The organism is Paenibacillus sp. J22R232 (genome assembly GCF_056269165.1).
In genome coordinates, this window is record NZ_JBWDNK010000004.1 from 177,499 (window position 1) to 194,470 (window position 16,972).

The following is a 16,972-nucleotide window of genomic DNA, read 5'->3' on the forward strand; positions in this document are numbered from 1 at the left end:
GGGATGAGCAAGCAAATTGAAATCGCGGAAAACGGATTGTACCTGCAGTTTGAAATTACGGACAGCGGGGATGTGCTGTTCCTTCATTTCGGCCCAAGACCGCTGGGCAACGGGACGATTCAAACGAATCAAAAGCAGGGATTCCGCTTGATGGAGCTGCAGCTGACAGGGGAGGACCGTGACGAGTATCACGGACGCACGCATCGTGCTTCTTATCCAGGCCTGCGGATGGTCTATGATGCGCATACGGATACGCGCAACGAAGCGGGGCGAAAGCTGGAGCTCGTCTTGCGGGATGAAGTGACGGGCCTTAAGGCCGTTCAGCACTTTCAATTCTACGATGGCGTACAGACCGTTCGCTGCTGGACTGTCCTTAAGAACGATGGCACGGCCGATGCTGAAGTGGAATACGTGTCATCCTTCGCCTTGACGGGCTTGGACAAAGAAGGACAGCTGGACCGCGATGATAAAATGAGGCTGCACATCGCCCATAATGGCTGGCAAAGCGAGCTGCAATGGCGCTCGTACAAGCTGCCTGAGCTAGGCATGTCCCATATGAAGGATCGCGGTTCGAAGCGTGTTTCCTGCAGCAATACCGGCTCATGGTCAGCAGCCGAGCATATTCCGATGGCTGTCCTGCAGAATGAAGAAGCGGGATCTAGCTTGTTCTGGCAGATTGAGCATAACGGCTCATGGCATTGGGAAATCATTGAACAGTCCGATTTGCTGACCGTACTCATTAGCGGTCCGACCGAGCATGACAACCATTGGTGGCTTAAGCTTGCGCCAGGCGCGGAGTTCGTGTCTATCCCTCTGGCAATCGGGGCGGTTGTTGGCGGATTCGAAGATTCGATTGATCAGCTAACGGCTTATCGCCGCCTTATTCGGAGACCAAATGAGGACAATCGGCTGCTTCGCGTGATCTTTAACGATTACATGAACTGCTTATGGGGAGATCCTACGACAGCTAAGCTGCTGCCGCTAATTGACGCCGCAGCGGAAGTAGGCTGTGAATACTTCTGTATCGATGCGGGCTGGTATGCGCCAGGCGAATGGTGGGACGGCGTAGGCGAGTGGCTTCCGTCGGAAGAACGCTTCCCGGAAGGCATTAAGTATGTGCTCGATTATATCCGGGAAAAAGGGCTGATCCCCGGCTTGTGGCTGGAGCTTGAGGTCATGGGCATCAATAGTCCGAAGCTTGCGGAAACCGATGACAGCTGGTTTTTCATGCGGCATGGCAAACGCGTCAAGGACCGCAGCCGCTATCAGCTCGATTACCGCAACCCGAAGGTAATCGCCCATGCGGATGAGGTGATTCGCCGTTTGGTCGAGGATTATGGGGTTGGCTATATTAAGATGGATTACAATATTAACGCCGGGATCGGAACGGAAACCGATGCTGATAGCTATGGAGACGGGCTTCTCCAGCACAACCGCGCTTATCTGGCATGGCTGGACAAGACGTTTGCAAAATATCCGAGCCTAGTCATCGAGAACTGTTCGAGCGGCGGCATGCGGATGGATTATGCGATGCTCAGCCGACATAGCATTCAATCGACGAGCGACCAAGAGGATTATGTGAAGTACGCGGCAATCGCAGCAAGCTCGCCTGCGGTACTCACGCCGGAGCAGTCGGCTATTTGGTCCTATCCGCTGAGAGAGGGCGATGACGAAGAGGTTATTTTCAATATGGTCAACGCGCTGCTGCTGCGCGTTCATCAGAGCGGCCATCTGGCGGAGCTTAGTCCCCGTCGCAGAGAGCTGGTCAAGGAAGCACTCGATTATTACAAAGCCATCCGCAGCGACATTCCAGCGGCACGGCCATTCTGGCCGCTTGGCCTGCCGACGCAGCAGGATGATTGGGTGAGCTACGGTCTACGGCATGAGGATCGCATTTACTTGGCCGTATGGCGCATTAAAGGAAGCACAGGCACAGCGAAGCTTCCGCTTCCGAGATGGAAGGGGCAGCAGCTTCAAGCGAAATGCGCGTATCCTGCTCAGTCCCATGGTTCTGAATGGGTTTGGCATGAAGACGAAGGCGTGCTGGAAGTCACTCTGCAGGAAGAGAAAACGGCTAGGCTGTTCGAGCTGCGTGTCATGTAGCTAGCTGCTTCAGTGGAGGCCGAAACCGAAACCGAAACCGAAGTGACAGATAGTTTATAGTGCTTTAACTAAAATAGCGTGCAGCGAGAGAAGCTTGTTCTCCGCTGCACGCTATTTTAGCATACCCCGTACTTTCTAACGATGCAGTGCTTTGGCTACCATATCCGCATAGAAGGAAGCACCGTGCTTCTTCAGGTGGACGCCGTCCGTGGAGAAGAAATCCTTTTTCCCCTTGCTTGCCGAATACCAATCTATAATGGTCACATTCTCGTTTGCTTTCGCGGTTTCCGCGAGCATTTTATTTACGGTGTCCTGCCATTTGCGCGGTACTCGCGTGTTGATCATGAAGATCTTGCGCTCCGGTCCGATCGTCTCCAGCAGCGCAGCCATTTGCTTTGTCGTGAAGGAACCGTTGGTACCGAGGGCAATGATGACCGTGTCCGCGAGCTCGTCTCCGCGTTTCAGCTTCTCTAGAATGGCAACGGCCTGCGAGAACTGCCTGCCTACTTTGCCGTCTATGGCGATGCCGGGCAGCAGATTCTCCAGATAAGGACCGGCATCCAGCAGAACGGAGTCTCCGATTGCCGTAATTTCAGCAGCCGGATGGGAAACATCCGGCTTTACTGCAGGTGCGGGCGTTGCCGTAGCGGTGGGGCTCGTTGGTTTGGCAACAGCGGTAACGGGCTTTCCGTCTGCCTTATCCGGCTTGCTTTCTGCATCAGGTACAGCAGGCTTAGGAGGATTCGGCGTTGTTTCAACGGTTACGGCCGGGTGGTTTGCTTCTGATCCGCTATCCGCTTGGACGGCTGCCGATTGGAGATTAACGCTGCTTGCGCAGGAAACGCAGGATACGATCAAGACGATGCCGACGAAGTAGGTCGTTGATTTCCGTAGATGGGGGATCTGGAAGCGCTGCTTAAACGAACGAGACAGCTTCCCGATAGCGCCGTGTCGGATCGGCTCCTCTACAAATCGCCAGGACAGCTCTGCAAGAACAAAGGTGAGTACGACCTGGATGAACGCTCTTGCTATATGAAGCTCTCCTGCCTCGGCAGTCGGCGTTGTCAACACGATAATCGGATAATGATACAAATAAATGCCGTAAGAGCGAACGCCAATCCACGCAAGCGCCTTGCTGCCGATGGCGCTGGCCAGCTTGCTCGCTGGATGCGCCATTGCGGCAACGACTGCAGCTGTTGCAATGGCAAGCAGCACCATGCCGCCGCGATAAAGGAAGGCATCGTATTCCCCAGTGGTAGCGATCATAACCGCGATTACGACCATGCCGGCCGTTCCCACGCAGTCGAGCATAATGCGGCTGCGCTGCGATATTGCCATGGATAGCTTCCAGCTCGGCCAAACGACAGCTAAAGCAGCCCCGATAAGAAGAGCGAAAGCTCTTGTGTCCGTACCGTAATATACCCGGCTTGGATCGATCCCTGGCTGATAGAGCAGCGCCATAGCACCGGCAGACAATGCGGCCGCGGCGAGTGTCCATAATGCGAGCTGGCCGCGTTTGGGTACGAAGCGGATCGCTGCGATTAGCAAAAGCGGCCAGATGAGATAAAACTGCTCCTCGACCGCAAGCGACCATAAATGTCCGAAAGGCGAGGCGGGACCAAAGCTTTCGAAATAAGAAACCTCATGAAAAATGAGCCACCAATTGCTTATATAGAGCAAGGCTGAGCCGATATCTCCTCTTAATGCCAAGAGCCTGCTGGAATCGCTGATGAACAGCCATATGGAAACGAGCGCGATCATGAGAAACATCGCGGGAAGAAGCCGTCTTGCACGGCGAATAAAAAATGTTTTGAGATCGATGGCTTTATTTTGCCCAAGCTGTTTAAGCAAAATATCCGTGATCAGGTAACCAGAGAGGACAAAAAACATGCTCACGCCAAGCAGGCCGCCAGGCACGGCTTTTACATTCAAATGATAGGCAATAACGGCTAGGACGGCGAAGGCGCGCAAGCCATCAAGTCCAGGCATGTACCTGCTGCTGTTGCCAATGGGCTTAGGCATGGCGGATGCCTCCTTCACGAATCAGGATGGGGAGACTTGCAGCAGAGCGAAATAAGCGAAGCGTACGAGACAAGTGCGATAGGAAGGAATTGCGGACGGTAAAAATGATGTTCAGCCCCTCTGGAAGTTAAATCGTTGTATAAGCAATTATAGAAGGTAAGCTCGGGAAATTCGTAACAGAACAGTTACAAATCGGTATCAAACCGGTATCAAATCCGAAATGGCAGCTCTCAAAATAATGCATGGAAACCTAGTATGTTTCTTTTGGCGCAGGGAACGGTAACCATAACGTGACGAACATGAGGAGGAAGGCAACGAATGCGTTTTTTGAGAATGGGAATGGCCGTGTTGATGGCCTTTATTTGGATCGCAGGGGGAGCTGACTATAGCGGGGCAGCCCGAGGGACAGGCCAGCCGATGGCTGCATTCGTCAGGGAAGGCGGATTATGGGTGAAAGCAGGCGAGGAAGAGACGCTGCTGGATAAAGGACCGGCCATTCGGAATCCGAGTTGGTCGTTTGATGGGAAGCGGCTCGCCTATACAAAGGGAGCAGACGAAAAGGAGTTATGGGTGCTGGAGCTTCGTTCCGCTAGAGCAACTCTTGTGCATGCGGAGGGAGGCGGGCGGTTCCAATGGTCGCCTTATGACGGGAAGCTGGCTTATCTTATTAACGGGCAGCTGCAATATGTCGATGCCGAGCAGCCAGGCACGATACTTGGGAAGGGAGATGGCATCGGCAATTTTTCTTGGCTGCCAAGCGGAAAAGGCTTTTTTGCCTCCTCCCGCTCGGAGCTGCTGCCGGATGGGTGGACGCCGATTACTCTTTATGAAATTCCGGTTATGGTATTAGGGCAACCAGCCGAATACGTGACTGTGCATGTGCTGCCGAAACCTTCTGATGATTTTTTTGCCGTCGGGACAAGTGCCTTCAAGTGGTCGGCCGACGGCCGATGGATAGCGTTCCTAGCGACGCCGACCGCTTCGCTATCAGCTGACAGCAACACGCTTTGCGCCATATCGGCGGACGGTGTCGTATTTCGCACGCTGGATGAGATGGTTCATCGCGAGGAATGGTTCCAGTGGTCGGCAAAGGGCGATCAGCTTGCTTTCATTGCGGGAATCGGACGCGAAGCGACCAGCAACAAGCAGTTGAGGGTCATTGCCGTTTCATCTGAGAGAAGCGCTGTCTACACGCCTAAGGGTTTTGTTGATGGGGATTTCACTTGGCAGGATCCAGCTCATATCGTCGTATCAAGAGCTAAGGAGAAGAAGGCAGACGCTATGGAGCCCGCAAGCTCCGTCTACCCGCATTTAGTCAGCATAGAACTGGCAAGCGGCAAGCAGAAGCAGCTAACGAGACCATCGAAAAAGCAAGAGCAGTACGATCCTGAACGTTTGAAAGATGCTCTTGCATGGGTGAATACCGATCAGACAGTAGCAAATGTCATGCTGGCAGATGCCCGCGGCCGCCGTGCCGTTGCATGGATTAAACAAATTGACATCGCTCCATCCTATTATGGACAGTGGGGATGGCCTGAGGTAGTGTCCTATTATGGCCGACATTGAGCGTATCGTAAGCAAGCGGCTGTAACGCGCATAAAAAAGAACCGAGACGCCGAGTCTCGGTTCTTGCTTTAGATTTGGACGAGCAGCAGAATGATGGATGACAAGCACAGGCAGGTACTGATTAAGCATAGGAACATGACCACCTGCTTGTGGTTCAAGCCTGCGCGAAGCAGCCGGTAATGGGCTTGGCTGGCATCTGCTTGATAGATCGCTTTTCCTTGCATCATCCGTTTCACGACGACGAACAAATTGTCGAATATCGGTACGCCCAGCGCGAGAATCGGGATGAATAGCGATATGACCGTAGCTTGCTTGAATGCGCCGTCGAGCGCGATAACGGCTAGGATGAATCCTAGAAAGGTCGCACCGGCATCACCCATGAAGATTTTGGCTGGCGGCTTGTTATACCTTAAATAAGCAATCGTTACGCCGACCAAAATGATAGCCATAATGGCAGAGTTGGATTGGCCCTTTGCGAGCGCAACTACGAATAGGGTCACGGCCGAGATTGCGGATAGCCCGCCTGCCAGCCCGTCCATGCCATCGGAGAAATTAATGACGGTCGTAACGCCGAATATCCACAAGATCGTAAGCAAGAATTGTAAAATGACCGGAAGCATGACGTAATCGCCTGAGAGCGGGTTATAAAAACCGGTAAAGGATATGCCGGAAGCGTACACGAGCACAGCCGCCGATATTTGCACGATGAATTTAGGCAGGGAGGGAAAATCTTTCCCCTTTGTTTTATACCAATCATCCACGGTGCCGATAACCAGGAGCAGCACGCCACCTGCAAAGATAGCGCCGGTCTGGAGCGAGAAGTCTCTGGCGACTAGTAGATACGTAATGAAAAATCCGATAAATATGACGTAGCTTGCGGTCAGCGGAATCGGTTCGCGATGAAGCTTTCGTTCCACGTCCTTGCGGGGCTTGTCCACGAAATCAAAGCGGAAAGCCATTCTGCCAAACGGCGGTATTAAGAAATAAACGATCGCGAAGGAAACGACGAGAGAGAATACGTATAGAATGTTGGTCACCACCGTTAATTAATGAAGGAACAACAGAATTATACAATTCGAGCAGAAGAATGTCGATTGGCGGCGGCGTATGTGAGAAGATCTTAATATATGTCTGGCCCCAGCGCTGTGCGCTGGGGCCAGACATATATTGCGGGATATAAGCAGCGGGTTCTCCGGCTGTTGCAGGCTAAAGCAGGAGATTCTCCAGCGTTTGCCCAGCGGTTTCGTCTCCTGCCGATACGCGAAGCAAGGCTTCCATGTACAGCTGATGGAGATGAAGAATGAGGCCGTTCTGCGTATCGATCGCTTTGACATTGTATACGTCCCCGTTGCCAAGCAGAAGGAGTGAATTATGCTTAAAGTAAACGACGCCTGTGTCGGCGAATAATCCGAATGCACCCAAAGGCAATACGGTATTCAGCTTGGCTGCGAGAAGCAGCAGCTGCTCATAATTTTCGGAGGACACATCCTCGGCTATTGTAACAAAGGCTTGCAGAATACAGATGCCTGCTGCCTCGGCATCCTCCATATTGGGAAGGAAACAAAGCTCCAGCTGGATCTCGCGCGCTTCGTCGCCAATGTCGTCAAATAAGACGATGAGCGAGCGGAAAGGATCTTCGGGCGTAGGCTCGGCCCAGCCAGTCCGGAAACCTTCCGAGCGGTAATCGGCTTCCAGCAGGTGAAGCAGTCGGTTTGGTCCTGTCGTATCCATGGTCATGCACACCTCCAGCATTTACTAAGTATGGAGTTTCTTCGCGATAAGGTCGGCTTTTGGCGTTTTCTTCTTCGGATCTGGCTTGAGACCGATATTGGTAATCAAGGTTACATACTGCGGATCGGATTCTAGCACGCCTTTTTTGTATATCGTGTGAGCGAGATCGGTAATGATCTGGGCGTAGCATTGCGCAACGGAGTTGAATCCGTTCTGCTGAAGCAGTCCGTTGCGAAGCACCGATTTGTCCGGCTTGGCTTTCGGATCAGCCGCTTGAAGCTCAGCCACTTTTTTGTCCACGCCAAGGAAGCGGTCCACGATTTCTTCTTTGCGGGTACGTTTTTTATAGAATTTATAAATAGCCGCAATACCGCCAATTGCTCCCGCAACACCGAGCAGCAGCCATCCGACAGGGGTTGCCGCGCTCGCAAGCAACAGGCCGCCCCCGACGATCATTGCCGCGCCTTTTAGCGCCGTAGCACCGCTTTTTTTGCGATTAATCTCCTGAGTACTGGCCCCAATATTCGCTGCGAGATTCAGGTTGGCATCCTTGCCGGCCGTTTCTTTCTCCAGCTTTTCGAGATTTTTTTTGCGTTTGCCATGCGTATACACGCCGGCTGCCCCGCTTGCCAGGTAGGCCGCTCCGCCAACTACGCCAGCTGCCCCAGCCGCTGCCGTAGCAGCGGTGCTGACAGCAGCGCCCATATATGTCTGTGTGTTGACCACGCTTTGTGCGCCGAAGCGAGTAAGGTCGGCAACGCCTGCAAAGCCTTCTCCTCCGATATTTTGCGCTTTGTCATGCGTGCTCAGAGCTTCGTCATGATTCTGTGTCGCATTGTAGATCTGCATGCCTGAAGTAACCCCGCTGAGCATAGCGGCTGCCGGACCGATATCCGTTACGGCTCCGAGGGCGCCTTCGTGCGCTGCGCCTGTAACAAGGCCCTGAGTCGTGCTTACGCTGGTCGCGGTTGCGCTTGCGGCGCCGACCGAGGCGGCTGCCGCCGTCGTCGCGTATGTCACATAGTCGCGATCGGTGTCGTCGTTGTAGTTTTTCGTATTCTGGCCTTTAACGGTTCGCACGATCTTAGAGAATTTATCCCAGTCGACGCTGCGCCCGGTAAAGCCTGTAATATGCTTCTTTGCCTTGCTCAGCGAGGATGAGCCGGTCCCGCCTGAGCACAGATGCGTGACGATTTTTTGTTCTGTGGTGCTTAACGCTTCAAAGAACGCGAACAAATCCGATTTCTTATCTTTGGCGGCTTCTGCTTTCAGCCAGCTGGCGATCGCCTGCGAGCCTCCGGAAGCTGCGGCTCCGTCGCCCTGGAGCTGCTTGACGCTTGCTTGCGCGGCGCGATTCCCGGCCGTTCGCTGCAATTGCAGGACATTGGAAGGGGCTGCGGCGCTTGGCGCCCGGTCCGAAGTAACGGAGGGCTGGCCTGGCGTCGACTTAATAGATTCACGGGAAGAAGTCGCCTTCTTCTGTAATGGACTGTTAGCCAAGTATTACCCCTCCTAAGATGGAAAGCCTGCCTGTACGAAATGGTGTAACCATGCGTGATCCGAGCTTATGATGTAGTTCTTTTATCTTAGCACGACTTGCCAAATTGTACTATTAAAATGGTGCGAATTACCTTATTTTCGACAATTTTTTTATTGAATTTCAGAAAGCAGCCACGCGTAGGCATTCTCTTCCTTCTGAATGAATAAGGATAAGCGATCCTTTAATAGATAGAACGCATCACGTGAAGAAGGGGGAGACGTGGACATGAAGCTGGATTGTGCCATTATCGGCGGCGGGCCGGCGGGCTTGAACGCCGCGCTGATGCTGGGCAGATCGCGGAGAATGGTCATCGTATTCGACACGAACAAGCCGAGGAACGCAGTTACCCGGGAGTCCCATGGGTTTATTACGCGGGACGGAATCGAGCCGCGGGAGCTGCGCAGGCTCGCGCATCAGGATATCGCGAAGTATCCTTCCGTCACGATCAAGCCGGATAAGGTCACCGGAATTAAACCGAAGGCTGGCGTTTTTGAGGTGACGACGAGCAACGGGGTCATGTACCAAGCCCGTACGGTCATTTTGGCCGCGGGGCTGAAGGAGTCGTTGCCCGATATAGCTGGTTTGCAGCAATTTTACGGAAAAAGCGTGTTTAGCTGCCCATACTGCGATGGCTGGGAGCTTCGAGACCAGCCGCTTATGGTTCTGTCGGAAGGCTCCAATCTCTTTCACTTGGCCAAAATCGTGTATAACTGGAGCAAGGACGTGCTCGTCTGCACGAATGGAGCTAATACATTGAATACGCAGCAGATCGCCATGCTTGGGCAGAGGGGCATTCAGGTGGCTCCTTACAAGATCAAAGCGCTTCAAGGCGAGAACGGGAAGCTGGAGAGTATCCTATTTGAGAATGCTGCGGAGGTGAAGCGTACGGGCGGCTTTGTTACGCCTTCTTGGGACCAAGCCGCCGCATTCGGGGAAGCGCTCGGATGCGCGATGACGCCGTCCGGCGGCTTCGTGACGGACGACTACGGCCGAACGAGCGTCAAAGGCGTATATGCTGCAGGCGATGCCTCTATTATCGTGCCTGCGCAGCTGATCGTGGCGGCGGGAGAGGGCAGCAAGGCAGCGATTGGGGCAAACACCGATCTGACGAATGCTGACTTCGGCGGATAGCAAGTTACTCGGCTCGTTCGGCATTCTATGGGAGATGATCCAGCGTGTGCCCGTCCGGACTTTTTGAACCGATAGCATGAGGCTGAGAATGAGAATATGCAGCGTAATTGTTACACCCGGTCGCTTTATGGGTATTGGATGTGGACCAATTGAAATCAACTGCTCCATGTTTCATATATATTGTGCTAACCGTGGGTAGGGGGAGGGATCTTATGCTGGAGAAGTTGCAAGCCGATGATTGCGTATTAAACCAATTTCCGTTTATGCGGGATGAGTTGCAATACAATTTGATTCATTTGATTACAGCGATCGAGGGGGCGACCGCGCTCAAAACGCCTGACGGACGAATGCTGTTCGCAGGATCGCCAGGCCATAACGCTTGGCTTTGGCTATCGGAGGATGTTACGGACGAACACAGGATTATGCTCATGAAGGAGCTTGTCGGCTATCATCAAGGGACGGATCTGCCTGGCATATGTGGTGCCCCGCCTACGGCAGAGCTTTTCGCTAAGCTGTACTCCGAGATTAATTCATTGAAATACCACGCCTACATGAAGATGCAAACTTATTCTTGCCCAAAGGTGATTAAACCCGTTAAGGTAAAAGGAAAGCTGGTTCAGGCAACAAGGCAGCATGTGGAGCTCGTCGCTGAATTTATGGCAGGCTTCTCCGAGGATGCGTACGGGGCATCCGTCATTCCTGCGAGCCAGCTCCCCGCGGCTGAGGGCATGGTTATGCGAGGCAATTTATATTTCTGGACGGTTGACGAGCTTCCGGTGTCGATGGCCAATATCGCACACCGTTCTCCGCGGCATGGTCGGATCAATACGGTGTACACGCCGCCGGTATTGCGTAAGAACGGGTATGCAAGCGCAGTCGTAGCGGGGCTTTGCTCGATACTGGAGGAAGAGGACCGCGAGCCGATGCTTTATGCGGATACTAAAAACCCGAACGCCAATAAGGTATACAAGAATGTAGGATTTGTAGAGAGCGGCCCTATTGCCGAGATTAGATTCATGTAGAAAAAGTAGCAGCAGAAAGAAGGAAGCTGTCTGAAGATCGATCGTTTGTTAGCTATGACCGTACTGCTGCTAAACCGCCGCCGCATTAGCGCCAAGGAGCTGGCGGACCGCTTCGAGGTGTCTACGAAGACGGTTTACCGTGATATGGATACGTTGAGCCAAGCGGGAATACCCGTGTTCGCTCACCAAGGCACGGCAGGCGGCTTCGAGATTATGGAGCAGTACACCATATCGCGCCAGTATCTCTCATTGGGAGAAATTTCATCGATTATCGCAGCGGTCAAGGGCATCGGTACGGCCCTGGATGATGCCACCTACGCCAGCCTGCAGGAAAAGGTCACAACGCTTCTGCATCAATCGGACAAGCATCAGGAGGGCCATAGACCGGAAAGCTTGGTCTTTGATCTCAATCCCTGGGGATTGGGACCGACTGCGCGGGATAAAGTAAACAAGCTTAGACGGGCGATAGAAGATACGAGGCTGGCGCAGTTCAGCTATATGAATTCCAATAGCTCCGAATCGGAGCGCACGGTTGAGCCTTATGCGTTGATCTTAAAAGGGAACGTGTGGTACTTGCATGCCTATTGCACGCTGCGCGGGCAGTTCCGCGTGTTTCGACTCTCCCGCGTGCAGCAGCTTGTTATGCTTGAGGAACGGTTCGAGCGGCGCGCTGTACCTGCAATGGATAGCTATGCATGGGATTCGGAATGGATTGGCCGTTTGCTCGCACGGGTAACGCTGCTTTTTCAGCCGCAGGTCCGCTACCGCGTAGGAGACTCTTTCCACCCGGATATGGTTGCCACGCTTGAAGATGGGTCTCTGCGAGTCGAGGGAGAGATGACGATAGACGAGTGGTTCTTCGGCATGGTTCTCAGCTATGGCAATCAGGTCAAAGTTGAGCACCCTTCCCATGTCGCGGAGGAGGTCGTTCGCCGGGCTCGCCAAATTGTTGAAAGCTACGAGAACTAAGACAGACAGCTGTCCAGTTTCCCCGACTATACTTGTGAAAGAAACAACGAAATGGGGAAAAACAGATGAATGAACAGCTTGTGGCAAAGCCAGCGATATCGTTAATTGGGGTAGCTGTCCGCACGACCAATGCAGCCGAGGCAGGGCCGGATGGCCAGCTAGCCAAGCTTTGGCAGGGTTATTTCGCAAGCGGTACCGCGCAGAGTGAACGGGTAAGCAACGGGCATATGATCTACGCGCTATATACGGATTACGAGAGTGATGCAAGCGGTGCGTACACGACTCTTATTGGGCATGAGCGCGCTGCTGGACACGCGGATATTCCTGACGGTCTAGAGCACGCTGAGGTTCCGGAATCGAGATATAAGGTATTCAGGACGAAAAAAGGGCCTGTTTACGAAGTTGTGGCACAGGCATGGGGCGAGATTTGGGCTTATTTCGAGCAAGCTTCGCTTGAGCGCGCGTTTACCGGCGATTTCGAGCTTTATGACGGACGTGCTTTCGATCCGGAGCATGCAGAGATCGATATTTATATCGCGGTCAAATAGAAGAAACTGAAAAAACGTACAAGCACCCGTTCTAGGCGAGGCTTGTACGTTTTTTTTTGAAATGCAGGAAAGTATAACATTCTGCCAACTTTCTCTCTATTTCAGTGAGGAATTTTAGCTTATCCGCCAGAGGACGGCTTCAGCCGTTTACTTTTGTTAAGGGTATAAATGCAGTTACTTCTCGTCGCGATAATCTTCAACGAGCAGCTCAAGAGCACCTGTCTCGGGATGCATGATAAAACCGTGAACAGGAATGTCCTTCGGGAATAGCGGATGCTTGCGAATAAGCTCAACGCTGTGCATCACGCCTTCCTCGGCGCTTGCGAAGCCCCGCAAAAACTTCTCCATCTGGATTCCTGAATTTTCTAATGTTTCTATGGCAAGCGGATCAATGCCGTGTTTAATGAATTTGCTGACCAAGCCCTCCGTATCCAAGTTGGTCATGCCGCAGCCGTGATGTCCGATGACAAGCACCTCGCGAGCGCCAAGCTCGTAGACAGCGACGAGAATGCTGCGCATGGCACTGCCGAAGGGCTGTGTCAGAATGGCGCCAGCGTTTTTGATAAATTTGGCATCACCGTTTTTAATATTCAATGCTTTGGGCAGCAGCTCGACAAGCCGCGTATCCATACAAGTTAGAACAGCAACCTTCTTGTCTGGAAATTTGTCAGTCAGATAAGCTTCGTACTGTTTCTCTTCAACAAACTGTTTGTTAAACTCCATAATGCGCGGAACAATGGACATATTATTTCCTCCTAGCCAGCATACTTGCTATCTCTTTAATATTATTATTCATGGAAATTGGGAGAGAGTCAAATGTAGATCTAATGAATGATCCCGCTTTGCTTCGCTTTTTCCAGCATTTTGAACGTATAACGATTGATCCACTTCTTCAAAGCGAGACCGAGGAGCAGGGCAGCTCCGGCAAAAACGGCCTGTGCAAGCAGGTCCCGAGCCACGATATCCCAAAGAATGCCGCCGACCGCCTCGCGCATCATGCTAATCGCGTACGTAAAGGGCAGGAAGGGATGGATGGCTTGGAAGAAAGGCGGAGTAACCTGAATGGGAAACGTGCCGCCGGAGCCCGCAAGCTGGAGCACGAGCAGCACGATAGCCATTGCTTTGCCCACGTTGCCGAATATAGATACGAGCGTGTAGACAATCAGCATAAATACGGCACTCAGCAGGAGCCCGAACAACACGAACCATAACGGATCGGCGACGTAAGCCTTCAGCAGCCACATGTCTCCGAGCGTCACCAAAAGCGATTGCACAAGCGCGATAGTCAGAAAAGTGAGGTAGCGGCCCAGATAAATCTGGTAGCTCCGATAAGCCGTCTCTGCGCGGTGAACGTCGACCGTCAGCAGCGATACGAGCAGCAGGGCGCCGACCCAAAGCGATAGCGTGGTGAAAAACGGCGACATCGCGGACCCGTAATTCGGAATAGGGAACAAGCGGTTCTCCTTTAAGATGACAGGCTCAGCGAAAAAAGCGCCCTCGCGCTCCGCGTCATTTTTGAGCAGGTCAACAAGCTCGTTCAAATTTCCTTCCTTCTCCAGCTCGCGTATGCGCCCGGCAAAATCCTTGATCCGCTGCTCTGCCTCAGGCAAACGAGCTTGAAGCTTGGCCAGCTCGCGGCCGCCTATCTCCAGCCCCTTAGCCGCATCATTTGCGATGCTGATGGCGTCCGGAACGGCTTTTCCTGCTTCCGCAAGCACCGATTGCGCATTTGCCGCTGCCTGCTTCGCTTTATCCGCGGCTTGTTTGACGCGAGGCAGGATCTCGCTGTCATAACGGCCAAGGACGTCCGTTACTATTACGGAAGCTTCCTTCGATAGCGAGTTTAGACGATCGATTAAAGTCTGAGCCGGCTGCTCACCCTTCTGAATGGCGGAGCGGATCTGCGAAACCAGCTCCAGCTGCTGCTGGAACCGGCTGTTCGCCTGCTGCAGCCGGCCAATGATGGCGGTTAGCTGCTTGCCATCGGTTAGCGCGTTCAAGCGCTCCAGCAGCTTGACCATCCCGCCTGACACGGCAACCGCGCTGGATAGCCGTTTTTCCGCGAGCGCGAGCGTCGTTTGGACGACGGCGGGATCAATGGTTGTGTCTTGCAAAATAGCGGTGAGCTGCTGGATGCTCTCTGCCGTCTCGAGCAGCAGCTGCAAATCCTGTTTAATGAGCGGGCCTGCGTTGTCGAGCGCTAGTGTGCTTTGCTCGAAGAAAAGGCCGAGCTGCTTCGTGAATGCTGCGCCATCCTTGGCAAGTTGGGCAGCCTTCGGCAGCTCGGCTTGCACCGTGCCGACTATTTTTTTCGATTTCTCGATATCGGTTGCGGCTAGCGCTACCGCTTCATTGATTTGCGGGATTAGCGACTCCAGCTTGAATACGGTTTGGCGGACCTGCTCGATAGCCGGCTGGTTTTCCTCAAGCTCCATGCCTATTTGGTTGAAGATGCGGAATATCGTCTCATTTGCGGTTTTTACGAAGCTGGCGCGAACCTCCTCGATAATGCCGCTTGCGCCTTTTTGGGCAATTTTGGGCGCGACCGCGTTAATCTTTTCGTTGACGGCGTAATCGAGCTCCGCTTGCTGCGGATTGTCGGTCAGCACGGTGGCCATCTTCGCGGAGAAGTCCGCCGGAATCGTAATGCTGGCATAATAATCGCCATGCTTAACGCCGTCCATCGCTTGTTTTTCCTCGACAAACACCCAGCCAATCTTTTTATTTTCTTTCAGGGAAGCGATGATTTCATATCCGGCTTGGATCGGCGTGCCGCGCAGCTCGGCGCCTTCGTCGTTGTTAACGACGGCGATGGCAAGCGAGCTGGTCTGGCCGTAAGGATCCCACGACGCTTTGATATTGAACCATGCATAAAGGGAGGGCAGGAACGCGAGGCCGATTATGATGATGGCAGCAGCGCTGTTGCGGGCAATGCCGCTAAGATCCTTGGCATAGATGGCGAATATTTGTTTCATATGTACTCACTCCTAATAATGGCTGATATTAGTATTGCTTAATAGCCCGCGATCTACCCAAGGTATAAATGAATAATGGCGCGTTCAGCTCAAAAAGGCAGAAGCCGCAGCTGTTATGCTGTAGCTTCTGCCTTTGAAATTGTAATTTGATTTAGGTACGGTCTTCGCTCATAAGCTCTGCGAGCAGCTCGAAGGAACGGAGACGCGCATTGTGGTCGTGGATTTGACTGACAACGATCAGCTCGTCCACGCTTGTCTCTTCGATAATCGCATTCAGCTTCGCTTTGACGGTTGCTTTGGTACCGGAGATGGTGAAGCTGAGCTGCTTGCGCACCATCGCTTTCTCCTGCTCGGTCCAAAGTCCGTCCATGGTGTCGACGGGAGGATTGAGCTGCCCCATGCGCCCGCGGATCAGGTTCAAGAAAGCTTGCTCCTGAGAAGTTGCAAGGTAAGCGGCAGCCTCATCCGTATCCGCTGCGATGACGTTGATGCCCGCCATGGCATAAGGCTTATCGAGCACGCTTGAAGGACGGAAGCTATCGCGGTACAGCTTTAAGGCCGGAACCAGGAAGTCAGGCGCAAAGTGGCTTGCGAATGCAAACGGAAGGCCGTGATGCCCGGCAAGCTGGGCACTGAATCCGCTGGAGCCAAGCAGCCAAATCGGTACGTCTAGCCCTTCGCCCGGAACGGCTCGGGGCATGATGCCTCGGCCTTCCTCGGTTGGGTTGAAATAATGCCGCAGCTCGTTCAGCTGCTCTGGGAAATCCTCGCCGTTCGAGCCAAGGCCGCGCCGCAGCGCACGGGCGGCAACCTGGTCGGACCCCGGAGCCCTTCCAAGCCCGAGGTCGATCCTTCCCGGATACATCGATTCGAGCGTGCCGAACTGCTCGGCGATGACGAGCGGTGCATGGTTCGGCAGCATGATGCCGCCTGAGCCGACGCGGATCGTTTCCGTGCCGGCTGCAATGTACCCGATAACGACGGAGGTCGCGGAGCTTGCTATGCCGGGCATATTATGATGCTCTGCCACCCAGTAGCGGTGATAGCCCCATTTCTCGGCGTGCTGCGCCAAATCCAGCGTGTTGCGGAAGGACTGGGCGGGCGATCCGCCGGTTACGATTGGTGCCAGATCGAGTATGGATAAAGGAATATTCGAAATCGTCATTGGTACATATGCCTCCTCGTTATAAGCGAATGCAGTAAATCTGCCTCGCCCTGAATGGCTTGCGCGCGCCTGAAGGGAAAGCCCCGATGCCGTGATCGACATGCGCGTGTGCCTCGACGGAAAACCTCAAAGCTGAGATTGACTTGCGCATGTCTCGATTGAAATCCTCGATGTCGTGACTGACTTGCGTGCGCCTGAAG

General features: G+C 53.4%; 13 protein-coding genes. 6 read left to right on the forward strand and 7 right to left on the reverse strand.

Translation table 11 applies throughout. The features are described 5' to 3' along the window. The first annotated feature begins 3 nt into the window (after positions 1–3). Positions 4–2,103 (forward strand): glycoside hydrolase family 36 protein, encoded by a 2,100-nt coding sequence (locus AC0YN3_RS14645; protein WP_475775767.1) that lies wholly within the window; start codon positions 4–6, stop codon positions 2,101–2,103. A gap of 135 nt (positions 2,104–2,238) precedes the next feature. Here AC0YN3_RS14645 and AC0YN3_RS14650 read toward each other — a convergent pair whose 3' ends face one another. After that, entirely contained in the window at positions 2,239–4,125 is a 1,887-nt protein-coding gene (locus tag AC0YN3_RS14650; RefSeq protein ID WP_475775768.1) for an acyltransferase family protein, read from the reverse strand. 318 nt (positions 4,126–4,443) lie between these two features. On the opposite strand from AC0YN3_RS14650, the gene AC0YN3_RS14655 reads away from it, so the two are divergent. Further along, positions 4,444–5,691: a TolB-like translocation protein gene (locus tag AC0YN3_RS14655; RefSeq protein WP_475775769.1), complete on the forward strand. Its 1,248-nt coding sequence runs from the start codon at positions 4,444–4,446 to the stop codon at positions 5,689–5,691. A gap of 68 nt (positions 5,692–5,759) precedes the next feature. On the opposite strand, the gene AC0YN3_RS14660 is transcribed toward AC0YN3_RS14655, so the two are convergent. The 3 genes from AC0YN3_RS14660 to AC0YN3_RS14670 all read right to left on the reverse strand — a co-directional run bounded on the left by AC0YN3_RS14660 (position 5,760) and on the right by AC0YN3_RS14670 (position 8,922). Next, the gene (locus AC0YN3_RS14660; RefSeq protein ID WP_475775770.1) at positions 5,760–6,728 is read right to left on the reverse strand and encodes an MraY family glycosyltransferase; all 969 of its coding nucleotides are present in this window, start codon (positions 6,726–6,728) and stop codon (positions 5,760–5,762) included. 169 nt (positions 6,729–6,897) lie between these two features. Then, complete coding sequence (locus tag AC0YN3_RS14665; protein WP_475775771.1) at positions 6,898–7,428, reverse strand: hypothetical protein; 531 nt, start codon at positions 7,426–7,428, stop codon at positions 6,898–6,900. Between the two features lie 18 nt (positions 7,429–7,446). After that, positions 7,447–8,922 carry a hypothetical protein gene (locus tag AC0YN3_RS14670; RefSeq protein WP_475775772.1) on the reverse strand — a complete coding sequence of 492 codons (1,476 nt, stop codon included), beginning with the start codon at positions 8,920–8,922 and terminating at the stop codon, positions 7,447–7,449. Positions 8,923–9,187: 265 nt separating this feature from the next. On the opposite strand from AC0YN3_RS14670, the gene AC0YN3_RS14675 reads away from it, so the two are divergent. The 4 genes from AC0YN3_RS14675 (at position 9,188) to AC0YN3_RS14690 (ending at position 12,632) form a co-directional block, all read left to right on the forward strand. Continuing rightward, entirely contained in the window at positions 9,188–10,093 is a 906-nt protein-coding gene (locus tag AC0YN3_RS14675; protein WP_475775773.1) for an NAD(P)/FAD-dependent oxidoreductase, read from the forward strand. Positions 10,094–10,305: 212 nt separating this feature from the next. Further along, positions 10,306–11,115: a GNAT family N-acetyltransferase gene (locus AC0YN3_RS14680; protein ID WP_475775774.1), complete on the forward strand. Its 810-nt coding sequence runs from the start codon at positions 10,306–10,308 to the stop codon at positions 11,113–11,115. A 54-nt stretch (positions 11,116–11,169) separates the two neighbouring features. Further along, complete coding sequence (locus AC0YN3_RS14685; RefSeq protein WP_475776085.1) at positions 11,170–12,084, forward strand: helix-turn-helix transcriptional regulator; 915 nt, start codon at positions 11,170–11,172, stop codon at positions 12,082–12,084. A gap of 65 nt (positions 12,085–12,149) precedes the next feature. Next, positions 12,150–12,632: a GyrI-like domain-containing protein gene (locus AC0YN3_RS14690; protein WP_475775775.1), complete on the forward strand. Its 483-nt coding sequence runs from the start codon at positions 12,150–12,152 to the stop codon at positions 12,630–12,632. A gap of 174 nt (positions 12,633–12,806) precedes the next feature. On the opposite strand, the gene AC0YN3_RS14695 is transcribed toward AC0YN3_RS14690, so the two are convergent. The 3 genes from AC0YN3_RS14695 to AC0YN3_RS14705 form a co-directional block, all read right to left on the reverse strand. Continuing rightward, complete coding sequence (locus tag AC0YN3_RS14695; protein ID WP_441942985.1) at positions 12,807–13,376, reverse strand: beta-class carbonic anhydrase; 570 nt, start codon at positions 13,374–13,376, stop codon at positions 12,807–12,809. A gap of 80 nt (positions 13,377–13,456) precedes the next feature. Further along, positions 13,457–15,607 carry a YhgE/Pip domain-containing protein gene (locus tag AC0YN3_RS14700; RefSeq protein ID WP_475775776.1) on the reverse strand — a complete coding sequence of 717 codons (2,151 nt, stop codon included), beginning with the start codon at positions 15,605–15,607 and terminating at the stop codon, positions 13,457–13,459. Between the two features lie 151 nt (positions 15,608–15,758). After that, positions 15,759–16,772, reverse strand: a complete 1,014-nt coding sequence (locus AC0YN3_RS14705; protein WP_475775777.1) for an LLM class flavin-dependent oxidoreductase — start codon at positions 16,770–16,772, stop codon at positions 15,759–15,761. Positions 16,773–16,972 lie beyond the last annotated feature (200 nt).

Coding starts and splice junctions, on each gene's coding strand:
- AC0YN3_RS14675 (WP_475775773.1), top strand. CDS start 9,188: ATGAAGCTGGATTGTGCCATTATCGGCGGCGGGCCGGCGGGCTTGAAC.
- AC0YN3_RS14685 (WP_475776085.1), top strand. CDS start 11,170: ATGACCGTACTGCTGCTAAACCGCCGCCGCATTAGCGCCAAGGAGCTG.
- AC0YN3_RS14690 (WP_475775775.1), top strand. CDS start 12,150: ATGAATGAACAGCTTGTGGCAAAGCCAGCGATATCGTTAATTGGGGTA.
- AC0YN3_RS14665 (WP_475775771.1), bottom strand. CDS start 7,428: ATGACCATGGATACGACAGGACCAAACCGACTGCTTCACCTGCTGGAA.
- AC0YN3_RS14695 (WP_441942985.1), bottom strand. CDS start 13,376: ATGTCCATTGTTCCGCGCATTATGGAGTTTAACAAACAGTTTGTTGAA.
- AC0YN3_RS14655 (WP_475775769.1), top strand. CDS start 4,444: ATGCGTTTTTTGAGAATGGGAATGGCCGTGTTGATGGCCTTTATTTGG.
- AC0YN3_RS14680 (WP_475775774.1), top strand. CDS start 10,306: ATGCTGGAGAAGTTGCAAGCCGATGATTGCGTATTAAACCAATTTCCG.
- AC0YN3_RS14645 (WP_475775767.1), top strand. CDS start 4: ATGAGCAAGCAAATTGAAATCGCGGAAAACGGATTGTACCTGCAGTTT.
- AC0YN3_RS14650 (WP_475775768.1), bottom strand. CDS start 4,125: ATGCCTAAGCCCATTGGCAACAGCAGCAGGTACATGCCTGGACTTGAT.
- AC0YN3_RS14700 (WP_475775776.1), bottom strand. CDS start 15,607: ATGAAACAAATATTCGCCATCTATGCCAAGGATCTTAGCGGCATTGCC.
- AC0YN3_RS14705 (WP_475775777.1), bottom strand. CDS start 16,772: ATGACGATTTCGAATATTCCTTTATCCATACTCGATCTGGCACCAATC.